The following is a 19,245-nucleotide window of genomic DNA, read 5'->3' as shown; positions in this document are numbered from 1 at the left end:
TTGTAGGAAATTTTATGGAAATTACAGATATTACTCAAATTTTAACCGCTAGATTTGGAACAGCCGTGAGTCAAATTGAAGCGAGTTTATGGCAAGTTGAAACCGAGCAATTTCGTTTATTAGTCTTATTATCAGAAAATCAAAGTTGGTTAAGGATGTTACTTCCCATTGCTCCAGTTCAAGAAGTTCAACTAATTTTAGAACAACTCTTAGAAGCGAATTTTGATCAAACTCAAGAAACTCGCTATGGAATTCATCAAAATGTGGTTTGGGCTGTGTTTCAACATAACCGAGAAACCTTAACAGAAAACGATTTTAACCGAGCGGTTTCTAATTTAATTTCTCTTCAAGAAGCCGGATTTTCAGATTATTATAATCGACTGATTGAAAATCGAATTCAAGAAATTATTTTAGTGGCGAAACAGCAAGGACAATCAATGGAAACCACCTTACAAAATTTAGAACGGTTTTATGCAGAAGGGGTGATGGGAGATTTAACCAATAGTACAGAAGATCGAGAACGAACCTTAACCGCTTGGCGCTATCAATTAGAACGGTTATGGTCAGAAGTAGAATAAGTAGTAAGCCCTTTAGGGCTAAGAGAGTCCTAAAGGACTCACTACGAGTGTGATCAATACTCGATAAACCTGCATCAGTGTAACAACATGGAAATTAAGTTTAATATTGTTAGGCAAAGTCCTAATTCTTTTCCCCAAGTACAAAGTTATTTCCTCGATGTTGAACCGGGAAATACCATTCTGGACTGTCTTAACCGCATAAAATGGGAACAGGATGGAACCTTAGCCTTTAGAAAAAACTGCCGCAATACGATTTGTGGTAGTTGTTCGATGCGAATTAATAACCGTTCTGCCTTAGCTTGTAAAGAAAATATTGGCAGTGAAGTTGCCCGTTTACAAAAAATTGCGGAGGCGAATTCTGAGCCATCCCAGTTCAATGATATTCCAGAAATGACGATTGCCCCAATGGGGAATTTACCCGTTATTAAAGACTTAGTTGTGGAGATGAACCGCTTTTGGGACAACCTAGAAGCCGTTGAACCTTATGTCAGTACCGCAGGACGGGCTATTCCTGAACGAGAATTTCTGCAAACTCCTGAAGAACGGGCTAAACTTGACCAAATGGGCAACTGTATCCTCTGTGGCGCTTGTTACTCTGACTGTAACGCCGTCGAAGTTAACCCCAATTTTGTTGGCCCCCACGCCTTAGCCAAAGCTCAACGGATGGTGGCGGACTTGCGGGATGCTAAAACCGAACAACGCCTCGAACATTATAACGAAGGCACAAAGGGAGTTTGGGGCTGTACCCGTTGCTTTAACTGTAATTCTGTTTGTCCGATGGAAGTCGCTCCCCTAGATCAGATTACCAAAATTAAGCATGAAATCCTAGAACGCAAAGACGCCGATGCGAGTCGTGCCATTCGTCACCGCAAAGTCTTACTGGAATTGGTAAAACAGGGCGGTTGGGTCGATGAGCGCAAATTTGCTGTAATGGTAGTAGGGAATTATTTCCGCGATCTCAAGGGGTTACTCAGCTTAGGGCCCGTTGGAATGCGGGTACTGATGCGAGGTAAGTTTCCTTTCACTTTTGAACCCTCTGAAGGGACAGAAACCGTGCGATCGCTAATTGAATCAATTCAAGAGTTAGAAAAACAACCATGACTTCTCCAACACCCTCGACTTCCACCCCGGACGAACCCAACCCCCAACCCGAACCTGCTATGGGTTGGACTCGCTATGCTGAACAAATTAATGGCCGTTTTGCTATGGTAGGATTTGTTCTATTAATTGTATTGGAATTTTTCACCCATCAAGATTTATTCACCTGGTTGGGTTTACGTTAACTTCTCAAAAATATAGGGGCAAATTCGCCCCTTTTGGAAATGATCATAAATTTTTATGACTTAAATTTAGCAAAATTAAGCAGCAAGAGGAACAACAGTTCTGGAATTTTCAATCAAATCAATGGTGGCTTTCACGGTTTCTAAATCTTCCGCTTCAAACCAGCAATTCATTAAATGATCGTAAGCTTCCCACCCTTGAGTGACTTCAGCATCATACCAAATAAACCAATCCCGATAGAGTTCTCCTTGATCAATATCAGGTGCTAATGACAGCCACTCATCCCCAGTAAATGTGTTCATGTTTTCTATAATGTGTTGTAAATCTGAAAGAGTTAAAGAAACGTCACCAGAATGAGAACAATTAGTAGTAAACTCAGACGTAAAAGTATCGGTAAAATTTAGGTTGGATTTCATGGGTATAAACTTGACTCGATGTTTATACTCTACCGAGATCAACAAGATTCTGGCTTAGGGAATGTGACACTATTTTAACCCTTACAGTTTTGGTTGATTCTATTGACAAAGCTGATATCAGAGAATTAAGCTTAAAGTGCATCGGGTGCAGTAGACAGTTCGAGAAATGGCACAGTTATCTCGTTCGTTTTGGGAAAAACTGTCTGCGGTTTTAGTCGTTTCTGATTGGTTAATCCGCAATCAGGACAAAATACTAATCACAAACAGGGACAATAGGAAAATACAGTTAACTGTGGGTTGGGTCGTGTTATAGGATGCAACCTTTATCACCATCACCCCGTCACCCATGAGGGAAAAAAACCGCTCTCATTAACCGTGTTATCCTTTATGCTGCGGCTACCTCAACATCCCCGCTTTCGGGTTTCACAACAATCCATTTTCCCGTTTCGGGATCACGGTAGGCCATGAAAGGGTTGGGCCGCAGTTCTTTGTTGGAAGATTGAGTAGCCATAAGTAAGCACTCCAAAGACTTAGCCTTATCTTTAAAATTGTGTCATTTATCCTTACGGTTTACCGTGATATTATCCTGATCTGAGTGTGAAATAGATCAGGGGTTTTGAGTGATGGCAGACACAATAAATCAGTGATTTACCTGATAGTGATTTTGGATGACAATATCTATCGCAAGTCTAAGCACTTCCCTGATTTTATCTGCGATCGCAACATTGATTTTGACTATAATTTATCGGGATCATCATAAGCGATCGCAATATCAAGATTGCCAATACAAAATTAACCCTTAATTCTTTAGTGCTTAGAGTTCACTCTAGGTTTATAATTAAATAACTGGTAACAATATTCTACGCTTAAATTTAATCGCCAAAATGACTTCAAATCTAACTCAAGTTGATCCCATTATTTGGGAAAGCGATCGCGCTTCACTCATCGACCAAACCCGTCTCCCCGATGAATATACCCGAATAGAAGTTACAACCTATCAACAAATGGCAGAAGCCATTAAAACAATGATTGTTCGGGGTGCACCTGCCATTGGAATTGCCGCTGCTTATGGGTTATATTTAGGTGCAAAGGAGATTAGCACTTCAGACCGTCAAGTATTTTTAACCCAATTAGAAGAGATTGCCCAAGTTTTATGCGCCACTCGTCCAACGGCGGTTAATTTATTCTGGGCGATTGATCAAATGTTGAAAACGGCAATAGAAACCCCTGGAACAATTAATGATATTAAAATAGCTTTATTTCAAAAAGCAAATACGATTAAAGAAGACGATATTCAAACTTGTTTTGCAATTGGAGAAGCTGGATTAACGGTATTACCTAAAACACCTGAAAAACTAACCATTCTTACCCATTGTAATGCAGGTGCGTTAGCAACAGGAGGCTATGGAACCGCTTTAGGGGTGATTCGTTCTGCTTGGAATTCTGGACGCTTAAATCGAGTGTATGCGGATGAAACCCGTCCTCGTTTACAAGGGGCAAAATTAACAACTTGGGAATGTGTACAAGAGCGAATTCCTGTTACTTTAATTTCCGATAATATGGCTGCTCATTGTATGAAACAGGGGTTAATTGATGCTGTTATTGTGGGAGCAGATAGAATTACTGCTAATGGCGATGCGGCTAATAAAATAGGAACCTATAGTTTAGCCATTGTGGCAAAAGCCCATAACGTTCCCTTCTTTGTGGCTGCACCGTTATCAACGGTTGATTTTAAATTAGCAACCGGAGATGAAATTCCAATTGAAGAACGAGATGCAACAGAAGTTTATCAAGTGGGTTCAACTCGAATTTGTCCTGAAGGCGTGGAATTTTTCAACCCAGCTTTTGATGTAACTCCTGCTGAATTAATTACCGCTATTATAACAGAAAAAGGGGCAGTTATTCCATCAGAATTAAAGCAATTTTCCGTTAGATTTTAATATAAAATCTGATGTTTTGCCGAGTTTTTGGGTGGGTGATAATCGATAAATTGATATTGATATCCCTTACTGCTACTCTATATCGTGAACCTCAGCCGTCCCTGACCAGAAACCCGAAACCTATCTTAATCTTGACGGTACCATTCAGTCGTACAATGGTTTTGATGCGTTCCGTTCTTACTAGGAGACTTCAATGCCAGAGGCAGTTGGTGTCATACAAACCCTGGGTTTTCCAGGGGTTTTAGCCGCAGCAGATGCGATGGTCAAGGCTGCGCGAGTCACCCTTGTTTACTATGATTTAGCAGAACGGGGTGAGTTTATCGTCGCAGTTCGTGGCCCAACATCGGAAGTGGTTCCTGCTGTCCAAGCTGGTGTTGAAGCAGCAGAAAAGACGTTTGGCTGTTCACTAATTACTTACTACGTTGTTCCCAACCCCCCTGAGAACATTGTAGATGTTATGTCAATTGGCTACACAGAACTAAGTGAACGTTTCCGCACTTAACCTAACTTCTAATTTTGCGAAAACTATTCAATCGCAGCACCTTTAAAGTCTAATTAATTCAGGAGAAATTAAATGTCACAGCAAGCCGTTGGAGCTTTAGAAACCAAAGGATTTCCCGGTGTTTTAGCCGCAGCAGATGCGATGGTAAAAGCCGGTCGGGTAACGTTGGTGGGCTATATTCGGGCAGGAAGTGCGCGGTTTACAATTATGATTCGGGGAGATGTTTCCGAAGTTAAAACCGCCATGGATGCCGGAATTGCGGCGGTTGAAAAAGCCTATGGTGCAGCACTAGAAACTTGGGTGATTATTCCTCGTCCCCATGAAAATGTGGTAGCCGTTTTACCCATTGATTTTAGTGATAATGTTGAAGAATATCGGGTAGCGGCGGAAGGACTAACGTTACCGAGAGGTCGTTAATTCACTGAGGAATTAGGGGTTGGGTTGAGTTTCAATTCAATCCAACAATACCTTTCCCAAATACACGGTGCGAAAAATATCAACTTCTCCCCATTTTAGGGATGACGAGAGCGGAAAAGTTTGATAGGACTGGATCATAATCTTGCCTGATCGCCCTCAGTATGGGAGAGGCTCTTTAGGCTTCCTTGCGATTTTAAATTTCCTTTCAAACCTTGATTTTCAATGAATCAACGCTTAGAAGTATTATTGGTATCAACTCCCGTTGGGCCGTTGGGATCTGGATTGGGCGGGGGTGTAGAATTAACAGTCTTAAATCTAGCAATAGTTCTGCGCCAACGAGGTCATAAAGTTACGATTGCAGCCCCGGAAACGTCTCAATTAGAGTCTTTTTCAATAGTAGAAATTCCAGGGGAATTACAAACTTTAGCCCAAACCCAAAACCGTCATGATCCGGTGATTTTGCCTGATAATTCCGTGTTAACGAATTTGTGGAATTATGCTCAACAAGTTGCTGATCAATATGATATTATTTTGAACTTTGCTTATGATTGGTTGCCTTTATTTTTAACGCCTTTTTTTAAAGGTAAATTAATCCATTTAGTCAGTATGGGTTCCTTAACCGATGTCATGGATCAAGCTGTTCATCAAGCCATTCAACAGTGTCCGGGTTCCATTGCTTTTCATACCCATAGTCAAGCAGAAACTTTTGGGTTAAAAGAGGGTTATTTTTGTTTAAGTAATGCGATTGATTTATCTCAATATCAGTTTTGTGCAGAACCCAAAAATCAATTAGCTTGGGTCGGTAGAATTTCTCCCGAAAAAGGTTTAGAAGATGCAGTTGCTGCTTCCCAAAAAACGGGAATTCCATTAATGATTATGGGTAAAATTCAAGATGAAGCTTACTGGCAAACCATTGTTCAAAATTATTCCGATGCTCCGATTCAATACTTAGGGTTTTTATCAACGGAAAAACTTCAAGAACAAGTTCGTCAATGTCGCGCTTTAGTGATGACCCATCGCTGGATAGAAGCTTTTGGAAATGTGGCGATCGAAGCCTTAGCTTGTGGCGTTCCTGTAATTTCCTATAGCCGAGGAGGGCCAACAGAAATTATTCGAGATAGCGTAACAGGTTGGTTAGTGGAACCGGATAATATTAATGAGTTAGTTCAGGCTATTCAAAAGTTAGATCAAATTGACCGTTTTGTCTGTCGTCAACAGGCGGAAACAGAATATTCTTTAGATGCTTTAGGCGATCGCATTGAACACTGGTTATTTCAGGTTATTTCATCGTAAAGTATTCAGGACTTTTTATTATTAATAATATCATTAATTATGACCAATTTTCCAGGATTAAAACCGGGCGATAAATTACGAGTAATTGCGCCCAGTGGCGCGTTAAGAGAATGGGAACCTTTTGAAAAAGGAGTTGAAATTTGGCGATCGCACGGTTATAAAATCGAATTTACACCGGGTTTTGATCAATCCTGGGGATATTTAGCCGGAAACGATGAAAACCGACGACAACAACTTTTAGAAGCCTTAACAGATGAAACTTGTCGGGGTATTTTGTGCGCTAGAGGAGGGTTTGGATCAACTCGATTATTAGAAGGATGGAATTGGGATAATTTTGCTAAAATTGCGACTATTCCTAAATTTTTAATTGGGTTTTCTGATATCACAGGATTATTATGGGCATTTTCCCATCATTCACACATTATCGGCATTCATGGCCCTGTTTTAACAACCTTAGCCACTGAACCAGATTGGTCAATTCAACGTTTATTTGAAGGTGTTGAAACGGGATATTTTGAAGTGTTACAAGGGGAAAGTTGGATCAAAGGTTATGCTTCTGGTCGATTATTTCCTGCTAATTTAACGGTTGCGACTCATTTATTAGGAACAACTTATCAACCGGATTTAACCAATACCATTATCGCCTTAGAAGATGTTAATGAAGAACCCTATCGTTTAGATCGAATGTTAACTCACTGGCGGATGGTGGGTGCATTTAAAGGGGTTCAAGGAATTGCGTTAGGACGATTTAGTCGTTGTGAAGCTAAAGGAAATCCTAATAGTTTTACCATAGAAGAGGTATTACGCGATCGCTTAGGCGATTTAGGAATTCCAATTGTGTCTAATTTACCCTTCGGTCATGAAGGATCGAATGCTATTTTACCCGTTGGTCGGATGGCTCATCTGGATGGAGAACAAGGAACCTTAAGTTTTTCCTAAAGAGGAGAGAAGGAAAGATTAAAGAAACGTGAGTTCGATGGAGTGCGATCGCGACAAAACAGACGACTATTGGACAGGCGATCGCGATAAAACAGACGACTATTGGACAGGCGATCGCGATAAAACAGACGACTATTGGACAGGCGATCGCGATAAAACAGACGACTATTGGACAGGCGATCGCGATAAAGCAGACGGCTATTTGGCAGGCGATCGCGATAAAACAGACGGCTATTTGGCAGATGATCTAATCAGTAAGCGTGGGAAAATAGAGATGTAACCAGCAAATATTAGACAATTAGGGAGGCTTTTATGGATCACAGAGCATCACACTTAGACATGACAGAAGTTTTTTGTGACGTGGATGACTTTTGTCAAGTATTTGAACCCTTATTGGCACAAATGTTGTTACCAGAAGTGGTGGGTCAAAGCCGACCCAAAACCCGCTTGACTTTAAGTGAAATAATGACAATATTGATCGGATTTCATGGTTCACGTTACCGAACATTTAAAGACTTTTACCGATTACAAGTAATGGCATATTGGTCGAAAGCTATGCCTAACTTAGTCAGTTATAATCGTTTTGTTGAGTTAATGTCTTATGCTTTATTAGCACTATGTTGTTACTTTGAGTATTGTTGTAAAGGCGAGGTAACTGGAACAAGTTTTATCGATTCAACCGCCTTAAAAGTCTGTCATAAAAATCGAGCAAATAGCCATAAAGTCTTTGCTGGACTAGCGGAATGGGGGAAAAGTTCAATGGGCTTTTATTTTGGATTTAAGTTACATTTAATCATCAACGACTATGGGGAAATTTTAAATTTTCAAGTCACACCTGCCAATGTTGATGACCGAAAAGTAGTCCCAGAATTAACAGAAGGAATTGTGGGGAAAATTTTTGGAGACAAGGGATATATTTCGGAAAAATTATTTAGGCAATTACATGAAAAAGGTTTACAACTGATAACTAGGCTGAAGAAAAACATGAAAAATAAATTAATGTTGTGGTCAGATAAAATGAAATTAAGAAAAAGAGGTATAATAGAATCAGTGAACGATCAACTGAAAAACTTATGCCAAATTGAACATACAAGACATCGAAGTGTAGCTAATTTTATGGTGAATTTAGTAGCCGGAATGATAGCTTATACTTATCAACCAGAAAAGCCATCATTGTATGACATTGAACAACCCGTTTATCATTTTGAATAAATTTAAATTTCCCGCGCCTTAAATAAACATTAAAACTGACAAGCAAATTTCGATCAAGCCTTAGCACTTACAGCTTGGGGCTTCGCTGTGAGCGTCAGCCGGACGGTGTAGCGATCGAACTCCGTCGAACTCACGTTAAAGAACAGTAATCAGTGATCAGGTTTAACACCTCTAACCGCCTTTCCTCCCTTATTTTCTGATACTAACGAATTATAGAATGGGATTTTTTGAGGGAATTATTGGCAATTAACCGTTCTTCATATCGTTTTAATTGTTGATGATCCCGTTCATTTAATCGATATAAATTCGGTTCAAGATCATAACTATAATGGTCAGGATTGATGGTTTTCCAATCTAACACAGGCGCGGACTGAATTTCGCTCGTATTGGGCATTATATATTCCTGATCACTGCGAATGGGAACTTCACCCATATAAGGGAGACGATAGGTTTTTCTGACTTGTTCTTCGTAATCGTATCCTTTCGTTTCTAAGTGCTGATAAGAAGGAAGATGGGTTGCTTGTTCTTTGGTTAATCCATTAGTATAAACCCGTTGAGATTTATAATCAATTCGGGAACGACCGACCGGAAGTAAAATTGTTTTGCCAAAAATCCAGAAGCCTAAATCAACGATAAAATACCGAAAATGACCGGATTCATCGACTAAAATATCGCTAATACTGCCAATTTTTTCTTCTTGGACATCAGAATATACATCTAAGCCAATGATTTCTTCTCCATCAAACGCATCTTTGTAATGGGGATCAAAATCTTCAATTCGTAGGAAAGCCATATTAAATTCCTCTATTTTTAAGAAATAAATCTTATCTTTCCTACGTTAGCCAAATCAAGATCGTGGATTCATCCTTCTGAAGAAAGATTATCTGATAATTAGGATAAATTATCCTCTTTCTTCAGAATAAAAAACCCATCTATTTGCATCAAATTATCCTCTTTTGTAGACTTTTGATATATAGTTTAAGTGATCTGGCTTAGAGTAGTGATCAAAAAATCTTAGATTACACTTGAAGCTATCCCTCTTCTGTCACTCTCCGGTTTTGCCTATGATTAGTAATTTCCAAAGCCACGTTATAGTCAACGATCTGGGATGGGGCGATCGCATTTTAGCCAATTTCGCGCTCTTCAGAATTTCTACTCGTAAAAAAAGGTGTGGTCGCTTGCTCTGTCTAGGCTCTAGGATTCAGAAGAAAATGCAAGACTTTTCGGAGAGTGACAGAAGCGGGATAGGATTGCTATAATTGTTTTTTGTCAAACAACTCCCCAAATTTTCTCACATAGGAGAGACACTCAGTGAAATTGCAGATTGATCCTAAGTTAACATTGTCTTCTAATGGTAAAAATACTCAACAACTTTTATTTAAACAGATACCGATTCTATTGATTCTGTTACTGGCTACAGGACTGCGGTTATATCAACTCAGTACCGAAAGCGTGTGGATTGATGAAATGCTTAGTATTCGTGATGCTAAATCATTTGAGTTTACTCTCCCTTACGTCCGCCCCTTCTACTACATACTCCTGAAAGCCTGGATGCAGTTTGGCGATAGCGATGCTTGGTTAAGAGGATTATCGATTATTTTTGGTTTAGGGAGTATTTACTTTACTTATTGGTTGGGATGTCGCATTGTCGGAAAGTCTACCGGATTAATTGCCGCATTTATGGCCAGTGTTTCTCCTCTATTTATTAATCACGCTCAAGAAATTCGGATGTACACCGTGATTACCTTCTTGAGTGTAGCGGGAACATTAGCCCTCAGTTACTTTTTAGAACGACCTTCCTATAAAGCTTTAGCGGGTTGGACAATAGCACGAACATTCTTAATTTTAACGAATGCTAATAATATTTTAATTTTGGTGGCCGATATAGTTTTATTGGGTTGGAAATTCCGCAAACAGCGTCAAGTATTACTGGCTGCTGCTGGAGGTTTATCAATTATCGGTTTATTTTTCCTTCCCATCTTCTGGGCACTTACCATAGGAGGTGGAGCAAATGAGTTTATGGAGAAGCAAGTTGCTGACTATTCTAAACCTGGAGTGACTCAAATTATTGGGATGTTAACCCAATTTACCGTATACTGGCCTTTGAGAAATCTACTTGAATCTAATCAAATTATTCTAAATAAAAATCAGTTAACAGATGCTACATTGTTAAATCAATTATTGAGTGTAAAAACTTTTTCTATTTTATTCTATGCTGGTTTTACTGCGATTTTGATTGTTTTATTAGTTATTTCCCTATTAAATATTTTTAGTAAACATCCTTCAGAACGGTTGATTTGGTTGGCAACTTGGGCGATTATTCCAGCTAGTTTAATGTTGTTTTTATCTTATTATAAAAATTCCATCTGGTTTACTCGTTATCTTTTGTTTGTTGCTCCTTATTTTCTCATTCTTATAGCAGCAGGATTTGTTGTCATTTGGAATTGGAAAAAACCGTTAGCGATCGCCATAGCCATTGCTTACTGTATTGGCGTTACAGGCAGCCTTTTCGATTACTACACGAAATTATATCGAAATGATTGGCAAGGAGCCACCCAATATATTTACCAAAATCAGCAACCTAATGATTTGATAGTCATGCACTCTACTCCAGACTTTTTCCCTCTATCTCTGCCTCGCTATTATCCCGAACCTAATAAAGTTCATTTACTGAATCATCCGGGTTCTCAGGACAAGTTAACCCCAGATTATATTAAACAACAGTTCGATAGAACCTTACCTTTAAAATCGAATCTTTGGTTTGTTTGCTGGCTATTTTGCAACGAAACCGAGGGGATGAATCGAGTATTTACCACAGTAGCTGGACAACAATTTAAAGTTGAACAGGAAAAAACATTTAGTAGCCTTGAATTTCAGCCTATTCAAGTATTTAAGGTAACTCCGGCTGTACCGACAACAAAATCTACCACCCCTGAGTAAAATTTTCTCATCTCAAGCTTTTGGTTCCTGGGGTGATGTTATCCTAATATTGGGATTAAGCCGAAAAGATAAATCTTCAAGAGACACTTGATATAATTGGTTTCCTCAGTTATTTTATAGTCAGAAATTATCTACAGGCTAACCCAAGGATATTCTAGCTACTGTTTTTCCTGCACTCCAATTAATCTTTCCCACAGGAACTGAATTTTCTAGGAAGGATAGAGTTCTATCTGATTCTAACTGTGTTTTTTTTACTAACTCTATCCTAGATAAGACAAGACTCAATGAACGTGTATGTGTTCCTAAAATTTCCTAATACAACTATTTCCTTTTGTAAGAACTTAGAGGATAAGATGGATATTTCACAACCCCCAATTTTAAAAACGCCAGAACCTCAGAAACATTATGGAGATTTAATTTTGGGTTCTCACTCCTTAGCTGTTTCTATCGTTGTACCTATCTATAACGAAGTCGAAAGTTTACCCCGATTGATAGCAGCGATTGATAGTAATATGACTTCTTTGGGTTTAAATTATGAATTGGTTTGTGTTGATGATGGGTCAACCGATGGTTCCACGGAACTCCTGAAACAGGAAGCCACAACCAATCCTCATCTCAAAGCCATTATTCTCCGCCGCAATTATGGCCAAACCGCAGCAATGGCGGCGGGATTTAAGTATTCTCAAGGTCAGGTGATTATTACAATTGATGGTGATTTACAAAATGATCCCCAAGATATTCCTCTACTTCTGACAGAGTTGGGTAAGGGTTTTGATGTCGTCAGTGGTTGGCGTAAAAATCGACAAGATGCCAAAATCACTCGTTTACTTCCCTCTCGCATTGCGAACTGGCTGATTAGTAAGATGACTGGGGTACAACTACATGACTATGGTTGTTCTCTTAAGGCTTACCGCACTGAGGTAATCGCCGATATGAAACTTTATGGAGAACTCCACCGATTCTTACCCGCTTTAGCCTTTATTGAAGGCGCGAGAATTACTGAAATTCCGGTTAACCATCATGCTCGTCGTTTTGGTCAGAGTAAATATGGTTTAGATCGAACCTTCCGGGTGGTGATGGATTTATTAACCATTTCCTTTATCAAAAAATTCCTGACTCGACCTATGCACGTTTTTGGTCTATTAGGGATGTTGGCTTTTGTCTTTGGACTTATTGTTGGTATTTATTTGACCTTTATTCGACTGTTTTTGGGCGAAGGAATTGCTGATCGTCCTTTACTCACGTTTGCGGTATTACTGACCCTTACCGGAATTCAACTGTTTTGTTTTGGTTTATTAGCTGAACTGTTAATGCGAACCTATCATGAGTCTCAAGATCGACCTATCTATCGAGTCCGTGAAGTCATTGAATCGGAAGGTAACGGGAATAGCGCAATAACCCGTTAAGTGTTCCGGGTTTCCTCCAAATAGATATACGGGTTTAATCTTCTAAATTGGGCGGTTCACTATTAACCGGGAAGATCTTACACATCATATATTGAGGATGAAGGGTTTGGGACGGGTGACAAACCGAGGATGAGTTAGGGGTTTCTACAGGGTGGTCGTGAGGTTGAATACACAGAGCCACTTGTCCAACTCCAACCATTAAGGTTTGCACTCGTTCAACAATCTGCTCTATATCCGATAACAACTGTTCAGCGACCCCCAAAGCAGGGGTAACAATAAAAAAGGTTTTGACTCCGGTGGGACTGGGAGCAAAACCAAAGCTGCATTCTAACAGTTGAGATTGGCTTGAGGAGGGTAGAGTTTCACGGAAACGTTCAATCAACGCTTGGTACAAAGACTCATTCAGCGCACGATCATCAAATATAGGTTGAGATAACATGGTTAGTCCTTACTTGACCTGTTATGTATTTTACTTTTTAGTTTAACATTTATTAATATCCAATGGGTTGAAATTTTTAATGTAATTGATAAGCAAACCTAGGGGTAATGTCATAAGTTGCTCACATTGATGATTGGGGAAGAGGCAATAGGCAATAGGCAATAGGCAAAATGAGCGATCGCACTTCTAACTCCCTTACACCCCAAGAAGCGATCGCATTAACAACTTTACTCCAAATCAAGGGGATTAAAAGTAATTGTAGATTGGGCACTATGACGAAGATAAAGGATATAAACGATATCCTCTCGAATGGTGAAAATAATTCTGTATTTATTCCTTGATTTCCCATAAATGATTTGTCTAATTTCTTCAGGAAAATCATCGTTTTCTCTAGCTAAAGCAAAACGTTTTGGCTTATCTTGCAAAGTAGCAATAGTATTCATTAAATCTCTAAACCATTGATCAGCATAATTAGGGTTAAGATTTTTTAACCAAAGATAAGCAGATTCTATTTCTAGTTTAGCATTCTGGGTTAATTTAACTTGAAATTCCATGTTTATGCTGCATTTCTTCGATGAATTGATTTAGGGGTTGTGTGTCACCTGTTGCTATATCTTCTAATCCTTTTTGAATCCCAATAATAGTTTCTAATTTCTCTATAAAATCTAGTAATTTTTGATAAGATACAGCATCTTGTACTACTAATTCGGCTTTCCCATTAATAGTTAAAACAATAGGATTACCTGTTTCTTTCATCTGGGTAATCATTTCATTTGTATTCCGTTTAAAGGTTGAGAGGGATTGAATATCTCGATTTAGATTAATCATGGTTGGGGACTTTGCACTAAATTTGCATTAAATTTAATGTTAGCACAAAATAGCAAAAGCGATCGCATCCTCAACAACCCTACAATAAAAAGCGATCATATTATGAGGGAACGTCTACTAATTCAGCAATGTGATCGCCCAGACGAATAAAATGTTTAGGATTAAGGGTTAATATTTTATTAATTTCCCTTTTTATGGCAGCATGAGCGATTAAATTATCATAAATTGCTCCACCAGTCAAGCCCAAATTCACCATATTTTCTATGATTTCATAATAATCATCTTCTGTGAGAGAAATAATCTGAAATTCTTTAAGGTTCTCTTTAATAAGCCTTTGAGTGACTTGAGGGGAAAAACGAGGTTTAGAGGGAAAAGAAGATATAACAGAGAATAATTCAGCTAGGGTATGAGTGACAATAAATCCCTCTATTTTTTGGGTTTTAACCTGTTCTAACCATGACCAACAAGGAAAATGCTGAGGATGTTTAACTAATATAGAAGCGACTAAAACAGAAGTATCAAATAATATTTTTACCATGATGTTAATTGATTTGTTCTTTCATTTCTGAGTTCTTCAATTACTGTATTCGCATCGGTTAATAGTTCTGCATCAGAAACTAATACATGACCTTCATAGTAAAGTAATGGTTCTTCGTAAATCGGGTTTAAGATTATTTTTCCATCTTGAATTTCTAAAGATAGTTTTGATTCATGTTCTAAACCTAACTGTTGTCTAATCACTTCAGGAATTTCAATAAATCCTGATTGATTTAAGGTGACTAAGTTCATTATGTTTCCCTAACCTAAAGTTATTTGTGTATATTATAACAGCGATCGCACTCCTAACTCCCTTAAACCTCAAAAAGCGATCGCACCCTCAACAACCCTACAATAAAATAGGTTAAAATAGAAAAGAGTTAAATAATCACCTAATTCATTATGAAAAAACAAAGTTTTGATGCAATTTTTGAAAACGGGGTTTTTCGACCCTTAGCTGATTTCCAATTAACAGAAGGTCAAACCGTAAAACTGATTATAGAATCGGAATCTATTAAAAAAACGAAAAGCTTTCCTAAAACGGGGATTATTGCTCAATTAACAGCAAATCCTATTGTGATTCCTAACTTTCATTCCTTGACAAGAGAGGAAGCGAATGAGCGTTGGTAAACCTCAACGTTTTTTTGTTGATTCTAATATGTGGCTCTATCGTTTTATCGTTAATCCTAATGATTCAGATGCTAGAGCAAAACAACAAATAGCTACAAGTATTACCAGTCAAGAAAACTTAGTTATTAGCACGCAGGTTGTCAATGAAGTCTGCTCAAATTTAATTCGCAAAGCCAAATTTGATAATTCACAGATTCAAAGTCTAATTGAGGATTTGGGATCGGGCTGTGAAATTTTACCTGTTTCCTTTGCAACAATTCAGTATGCTGTAAAATTGCGGGATTGCTATTCACTTTCATTTTGGGATAGTATAATCATTGCTAGTGAAATTTTAGGCGATATAACTGTTCTATATTCCGAAGATATGCAAGATGGTTTAATCATCGAAGATACTTTACAGATTATCAATCCATTCAGAGATTTAAAATGAGCGATCGCATTCTCAACTACCTTAAACCTTAAAAACCCGGTTTCTTAAAGAAACCGGGTTTTTAATCCCCATCCATTATGCAATTGAAAACCACTATAAATTCAAAATTGCCCACCCGACATTTTAAACTTTTAAACTGAGTTCAATGCGCCCTTTTTTCTTCAGTTCGTCTAACACATCAGGGGGAATGTTAGTTACTCGTCTGACCTCTGCATCAACGGGGATCACAAAAGTTTTATTACCTCTCTCAGCATAAGTCCGAATTTCCATCAAGTTACGTTGATCATCTAAAATGAGATGACTTCCAAGAACTTTATCTCCTCTCGCTTTGAGATTTCTGTGAATTTCTCTGACATCATCTTCAATTTGTTCAAAATCCAGCAATCCGTCTTTAACGCAAACTAAATTAGAAGGTTCTCTGAGTCCATCCTCAACTGCATCTGCGAGCTTTTTGGGAATATTTGTTATGGTATCAAATAGTTTCCCAAATTTGTCTTGAAGGCTTTCTTGCTTATCCATAATTAATTATCTCCTATGTTGATCCGCGTGCAATTTCCAATTTATTATTCATCTTTCTGTTAAGTTCAGCATTGATATCATCAGGGAGATCATAGGGGGATATCTCTTCTTGTCTATATTCAAGTCTCGTACCGCCTGTACGAATATTTCTAACATAAACTTCTATTCTCTTGTAAACACGAGTTCCCTGTTTGACAAGATAAACAACAGCGTCTGAAGTAACTTCAATTAAATAGTTTATGCCATCAAGAATGTAGCCTAAAACTTTACTAGCCCAAGCTTTGATTTCATCCCAAAAATAGCCAATAGCTGCCCCACCCAAAAAGCTTCCTATAATTATTGCCCAAGTAATTGGGTCCATAAAACTACTTCTCCATAATATTTTGATTTCCGTCATTTCCATTCACAGAAGTTTCAGCCCAAAGTTCCTTTCTCTTGTGCCGTATTTTTACTTCTGTATAACGTGCAATTTCCTCTTTGACTAAAGGCTCATCAATAGTCTTTACCTTTCCAGTCAATAATTTTAAGCCTAACTTAATCGTGATATTTTTGATGTCACCCCCACAAAGACCATCACTAATATCTGCCAAATTGTCATAAGTGACTTGTTTTGTCACATTTTCTGACAAGTGGAATCTCCATAGCTGTTCTCTCATTGGAAAATCAGGAGCTAGAAATTCTACATTAAAAAGAATCCTTCTCAGGAAAGCCTCATCATAGTTATCAAAAAGATTAGTTGCAAAAACAATAATCCCGTTGAATTTATCTAAGAGAGTTAGCAATGTGCTTTTTGCTGAGTTAACACCATGATCGGCGGCTTGTGATAAATTGGAGATTCTTCTACTCAAAACAGCATCAGCTTCGTCGAAGAATAACAAGCTTTTGGTTTCTTCTGCTATGTTAAAAACTGATACTAAGTTATCAGAAGTTCCGCCTACTAAAGAAGATTCAAGCTCACCATAGTTGGCTCTAATAATTGACATTCCAAGCTTGTGAGCAATGGCTTCAGCAGTTATACTCTTACCTGTACCCGGTATACCAAAAAAGTTAACGCTCAAACCACTTCCTGTTTTCAAAAAGCGATTAAACTGCCACTCATACAAAAGTTTTTCTCGATTTTGTATATAGGCAATCATCTCATCAATTTGGTCAAGTGTACTTTTGGATAGTGCAACTTCTTCGAGAGTCCATTTTGGCTCCTCTACTAAAAGCTGCGCTTTCTCCTGCTGATTTGACCTATCACTATCTTTGACAATTTCGTACTCCATCTGTTTCTGGTTTTAGTCCTTGAAATTTGGTGTCCTACTATTGCTATCGGGTGCAAACTCCGATTTTATGCAAAACCTCAAAAATTTTTTTTGAGTGCTTTCGCCGTTTTGCTCAACTATACAATGGCACAAGTTTTAGGTATTTAACCACTCTTAAATATCAGATTATGACGTAATTTATGTTACACAATTTTTACAAAAAATCAGATAATGACGGAAAATGACTATGATAAACTAAGCTATAATGGGCAAATTTATTGACTTGTCTAAATCCTATGAATGTAACAGAAGTTTTACAATTTGCGGATGATTTAGTTTTTTCGCAAACGGGGAAACACTTGGATGATTCTCAGCAGGTAGTAGTTAAGGGAGTGTGGAATGGTAAAACTTATGAGGAAATTGCTGATCAATCTAACCGGAGTGAACGCCATGTAAGAGATGTAGGTTATAAATTATGGCAAATATTATCGGAAAAATTAGGTGAAAATATCCATAAATCAAATTTCCACTCTACTTTTGAAAGATTAAAAAGTTCTCATCATTCAACGACACAACAACAGGTAGTTAATATTGGGATTAATAGTAATATAAATTTATATCCTAATGGGTCAAAATTGGATCATCATATCTCTGTCAATACAGAGGATTCGCTTGTTATTAAATCCCCTGATCACGATTTAACTTTAGCTCCTAAAATAATAAATTTTTACAACCGAGAAACAGAACTTGAAACTCTATCTAATTGGATATTAAAACAAAATAGTCGTTTAATCTCAGTATTAGGAATATCGGGAATAGGTAAAACCGCTTTGGTTAAAAGGTTTATTGATTTGAACTTAGATCAATTTGAAGTCATTATTTGGAGAAGTTTAAAATATCCTAAACCTTTAGAATTGCTTGTTAAGGATTTATTGAATATTATTAAACCAGAAGAAAAACAGACTATAGATGAGCAATTCAAAGAATTATTAGATCTTCTCACAAATAAAAAATGTTTAATTATCCTTGATGATGTGCAGAATATCTTTAGTCCGGGTGAATTTGCGGGACAATATCAACCGGAATATCACAGTTACCAAAACTTTTTCACCTTGATCACAGAAACTCAACATCAGAGTAGTTTAATTTTAATTAGTCAAGAACAATGTGCAGAAATGGAAAGTTTAGATGAGGAATTATATCCGGTTAAGTGTTTAGAATTATCGGGTTTATATGATACTAATATTTTGAATCATAAAGGGTTAGAAAATCAAGAATGTTGGTTAAATTTAATTAATCTATACGAAGGAAATTCTAGTTATTTAAAAAGTATTGCTATTTTAATTAAAAATATATTTGATGGTGATGTTGCTGAGTTTTTAGCTGAGAATGAATTAGTGATTACTCAGAAAATGCGATCGCACTTTAACCAATTATATAATAGACTTTCACAGGTTGAACAACAAATCGTTTTAAAATTCAGTCAATTTGAGCAACCCTTATCCAGAGAAACATTGAGAGAAAGTGTAGAGTTATCATCAACGGATTTAATTAATGGGTTACAATCTTTACAGCAACGGTATTTAGTTGCTAAAATAAAACAGGATAAAATTATGTTTAAATTGTCTTCTATTTTTAGAGGATTTGTAAAAAACTTTAGTTAAGGTTAAAATTATTTATTAAGTACATAT

The 19,245-nt window shown here is 37.6% G+C and carries 27 protein-coding genes; 16 read left to right on the top strand and 11 right to left on the bottom strand.

Annotated elements, in window-relative coordinates; all coding sequences use genetic code 11:
* Positions 1-14 precede the first annotated feature (14 nt).
* From NMK36_RS03060 to NMK36_RS03050, 3 genes are all read left to right on the top strand, one after another.
* Entirely contained in the window at positions 15-578 is a 564-nt protein-coding gene (locus NMK36_RS03060; RefSeq protein WP_072720424.1) for a hypothetical protein, read from the top strand.
* A gap of 87 nt (positions 579-665) precedes the next feature.
* Positions 666-1,679, top strand: coding sequence for a succinate dehydrogenase/fumarate reductase iron-sulfur subunit (locus NMK36_RS03055; protein ID WP_072720425.1), 1,014 nt, complete (start codon positions 666-668; stop codon positions 1,677-1,679).
* Entirely contained in the window at positions 1,676-1,861 is a 186-nt protein-coding gene (locus NMK36_RS03050) for a chlorophyll a/b-binding protein (RefSeq protein ID WP_254172964.1), read from the top strand. The genes NMK36_RS03055 and NMK36_RS03050 overlap by 4 nt, the downstream gene beginning before the upstream one ends.
* A 75-nt stretch (positions 1,862-1,936) precedes the next feature.
* Here NMK36_RS03050 and NMK36_RS03045 read toward each other — a convergent pair whose 3' ends face one another.
* Together NMK36_RS03045 and NMK36_RS28720 are read right to left on the bottom strand one after the other, a co-directional pair.
* The gene (locus NMK36_RS03045) at positions 1,937-2,275 is read right to left on the bottom strand and encodes a hypothetical protein (RefSeq protein WP_072720427.1); all 339 of its coding nucleotides are present in this window, start codon (positions 2,273-2,275) and stop codon (positions 1,937-1,939) included.
* A gap of 385 nt (positions 2,276-2,660) precedes the next feature.
* Positions 2,661-2,786, bottom strand: a complete 126-nt coding sequence (locus tag NMK36_RS28720; RefSeq protein ID WP_281250344.1) for a hypothetical protein — start codon at positions 2,784-2,786, stop codon at positions 2,661-2,663.
* Between the two features lie 157 nt (positions 2,787-2,943).
* On the opposite strand from NMK36_RS28720, the gene NMK36_RS28715 reads away from it, so the two are divergent.
* From NMK36_RS28715 to NMK36_RS03010, 8 genes are all read left to right on the top strand, one after another.
* Positions 2,944-3,078 carry a hypothetical protein gene (locus NMK36_RS28715; RefSeq protein WP_281250345.1) on the top strand — a complete coding sequence of 45 codons (135 nt, stop codon included), beginning with the start codon at positions 2,944-2,946 and terminating at the stop codon, positions 3,076-3,078.
* Positions 3,079-3,159: 81 nt separating this feature from the next.
* Complete coding sequence (gene mtnA, locus NMK36_RS03040; RefSeq protein ID WP_072720428.1) at positions 3,160-4,215, top strand: S-methyl-5-thioribose-1-phosphate isomerase; 1,056 nt, start codon at positions 3,160-3,162, stop codon at positions 4,213-4,215.
* Between the two features lie 193 nt (positions 4,216-4,408).
* Positions 4,409-4,717: a BMC domain-containing protein gene (locus NMK36_RS03035; RefSeq protein ID WP_072720429.1), complete on the top strand. Its 309-nt coding sequence runs from the start codon at positions 4,409-4,411 to the stop codon at positions 4,715-4,717.
* 72 nt (positions 4,718-4,789) lie between these two features.
* A complete protein-coding gene (locus NMK36_RS03030) occupies positions 4,790-5,134 on the top strand; it encodes a carbon dioxide-concentrating mechanism protein CcmK (protein ID WP_072720430.1) in 345 nt (114 codons plus the stop codon).
* 222 nt (positions 5,135-5,356) lie between these two features.
* A complete protein-coding gene (locus NMK36_RS03025) occupies positions 5,357-6,427 on the top strand; it encodes a glycosyltransferase family 4 protein (RefSeq protein ID WP_254172963.1) in 1,071 nt (356 codons plus the stop codon).
* A gap of 39 nt (positions 6,428-6,466) precedes the next feature.
* A complete protein-coding gene (locus tag NMK36_RS03020) occupies positions 6,467-7,366 on the top strand; it encodes a S66 peptidase family protein (RefSeq protein WP_072720432.1) in 900 nt (299 codons plus the stop codon).
* Positions 7,367-7,403: 37 nt separating this feature from the next.
* Positions 7,404-7,646, top strand: coding sequence for a hypothetical protein (locus tag NMK36_RS03015; RefSeq protein WP_254172700.1), 243 nt, complete (start codon positions 7,404-7,406; stop codon positions 7,644-7,646).
* Positions 7,647-7,678: 32 nt separating this feature from the next.
* Complete coding sequence (locus tag NMK36_RS03010) at positions 7,679-8,578, top strand: IS982 family transposase (RefSeq protein ID WP_254172701.1); 900 nt, start codon at positions 7,679-7,681, stop codon at positions 8,576-8,578.
* A 202-nt stretch (positions 8,579-8,780) separates the two neighbouring features.
* Here the strand turns inward: NMK36_RS03010 and NMK36_RS03005 are convergent, their stop codons facing one another.
* Positions 8,781-9,371, bottom strand: a complete 591-nt coding sequence (locus tag NMK36_RS03005) for a PRC-barrel domain-containing protein (RefSeq protein ID WP_254172962.1) — start codon at positions 9,369-9,371, stop codon at positions 8,781-8,783.
* A 518-nt stretch (positions 9,372-9,889) separates the two neighbouring features.
* On the opposite strand from NMK36_RS03005, the gene NMK36_RS03000 reads away from it, so the two are divergent.
* On the top strand, positions 9,890-11,518 hold the full coding sequence (locus tag NMK36_RS03000) for a glycosyltransferase family 39 protein (RefSeq protein ID WP_072720434.1): 1,629 nt from the start codon (positions 9,890-9,892) through the stop codon (positions 11,516-11,518).
* A gap of 353 nt (positions 11,519-11,871) precedes the next feature.
* A complete protein-coding gene (locus NMK36_RS02995; RefSeq protein ID WP_254172961.1) occupies positions 11,872-12,924 on the top strand; it encodes a glycosyltransferase family 2 protein in 1,053 nt (350 codons plus the stop codon).
* A 34-nt stretch (positions 12,925-12,958) separates the two neighbouring features.
* On the opposite strand, the gene NMK36_RS02990 is transcribed toward NMK36_RS02995, so the two are convergent.
* The 5 genes from NMK36_RS02990 to NMK36_RS02970 all read right to left on the bottom strand — a co-directional run bounded on the left by NMK36_RS02990 (position 12,959) and on the right by NMK36_RS02970 (position 14,980).
* Positions 12,959-13,363 (bottom strand): hypothetical protein, encoded by a 405-nt coding sequence (locus NMK36_RS02990; RefSeq protein ID WP_193870817.1) that lies wholly within the window; start codon positions 13,361-13,363, stop codon positions 12,959-12,961.
* Between the two features lie 227 nt (positions 13,364-13,590).
* The gene (locus tag NMK36_RS02985; RefSeq protein WP_254172960.1) at positions 13,591-13,917 is read right to left on the bottom strand and encodes a type II toxin-antitoxin system RelE/ParE family toxin; all 327 of its coding nucleotides are present in this window, start codon (positions 13,915-13,917) and stop codon (positions 13,591-13,593) included.
* Positions 13,901-14,191: a type II toxin-antitoxin system Phd/YefM family antitoxin gene (locus tag NMK36_RS02980; protein ID WP_190523532.1), complete on the bottom strand. Its 291-nt coding sequence runs from the start codon at positions 14,189-14,191 to the stop codon at positions 13,901-13,903. Before NMK36_RS02980 ends, NMK36_RS02985 begins: the two co-directional genes overlap by 17 nt.
* 100 nt (positions 14,192-14,291) lie before the next feature.
* Positions 14,292-14,729 (bottom strand): type II toxin-antitoxin system VapC family toxin, encoded by a 438-nt coding sequence (locus tag NMK36_RS02975; protein ID WP_254172959.1) that lies wholly within the window; start codon positions 14,727-14,729, stop codon positions 14,292-14,294.
* Positions 14,723-14,980: an AbrB/MazE/SpoVT family DNA-binding domain-containing protein gene (locus NMK36_RS02970; RefSeq protein WP_254172958.1), complete on the bottom strand. Its 258-nt coding sequence runs from the start codon at positions 14,978-14,980 to the stop codon at positions 14,723-14,725. Before NMK36_RS02970 ends, NMK36_RS02975 begins: the two co-directional genes overlap by 7 nt.
* Positions 14,981-15,130: 150 nt before the next feature.
* Here NMK36_RS02970 and NMK36_RS02965 point away from each other — a divergent pair, with 150 nt between their 5' ends.
* A complete protein-coding gene (locus NMK36_RS02965) occupies positions 15,131-15,358 on the top strand; it encodes an antitoxin family protein (RefSeq protein WP_254172957.1) in 228 nt (75 codons plus the stop codon).
* Positions 15,345-15,788, top strand: a complete 444-nt coding sequence (locus NMK36_RS02960; RefSeq protein WP_254172956.1) for a PIN domain-containing protein — start codon at positions 15,345-15,347, stop codon at positions 15,786-15,788. The genes NMK36_RS02965 and NMK36_RS02960 overlap by 14 nt, the downstream gene beginning before the upstream one ends.
* A 123-nt stretch (positions 15,789-15,911) precedes the next feature.
* On the opposite strand, the gene NMK36_RS02955 is transcribed toward NMK36_RS02960, so the two are convergent.
* From NMK36_RS02955 to NMK36_RS02945, 3 genes are read right to left on the bottom strand one after another with little or no spacing between them, the layout of a single operon-like run.
* Complete coding sequence (locus NMK36_RS02955; protein ID WP_254172955.1) at positions 15,912-16,307, bottom strand: hypothetical protein; 396 nt, start codon at positions 16,305-16,307, stop codon at positions 15,912-15,914.
* A 13-nt stretch (positions 16,308-16,320) separates the two neighbouring features.
* A complete protein-coding gene (locus NMK36_RS02950) occupies positions 16,321-16,668 on the bottom strand; it encodes a hypothetical protein (protein ID WP_254172954.1) in 348 nt (115 codons plus the stop codon).
* 4 nt (positions 16,669-16,672) lie between these two features.
* Complete coding sequence (locus tag NMK36_RS02945; RefSeq protein WP_254172953.1) at positions 16,673-17,575, bottom strand: ATP-binding protein; 903 nt, start codon at positions 17,573-17,575, stop codon at positions 16,673-16,675.
* Positions 17,576-17,850: 275 nt separating this feature from the next.
* Between NMK36_RS02945 and NMK36_RS02940 the strand changes: the two genes are divergently transcribed.
* A complete protein-coding gene (locus NMK36_RS02940) occupies positions 17,851-19,218 on the top strand; it encodes an ATP-binding protein (protein ID WP_254172952.1) in 1,368 nt (455 codons plus the stop codon).
* Positions 19,219-19,245: the final 27 nt, after the last annotated feature.

Origin of the sequence: Planktothrix pseudagardhii (assembly GCF_904830925.1) — a bacterium.
Classification (GTDB): domain Bacteria; phylum Cyanobacteriota; class Cyanobacteriia; order Cyanobacteriales; family Microcoleaceae; genus Planktothrix; species Planktothrix tepida.
Note: the sequence above shows the minus strand (reverse complement) of the source record. Positions and strands in the feature narration are given on the sequence as shown.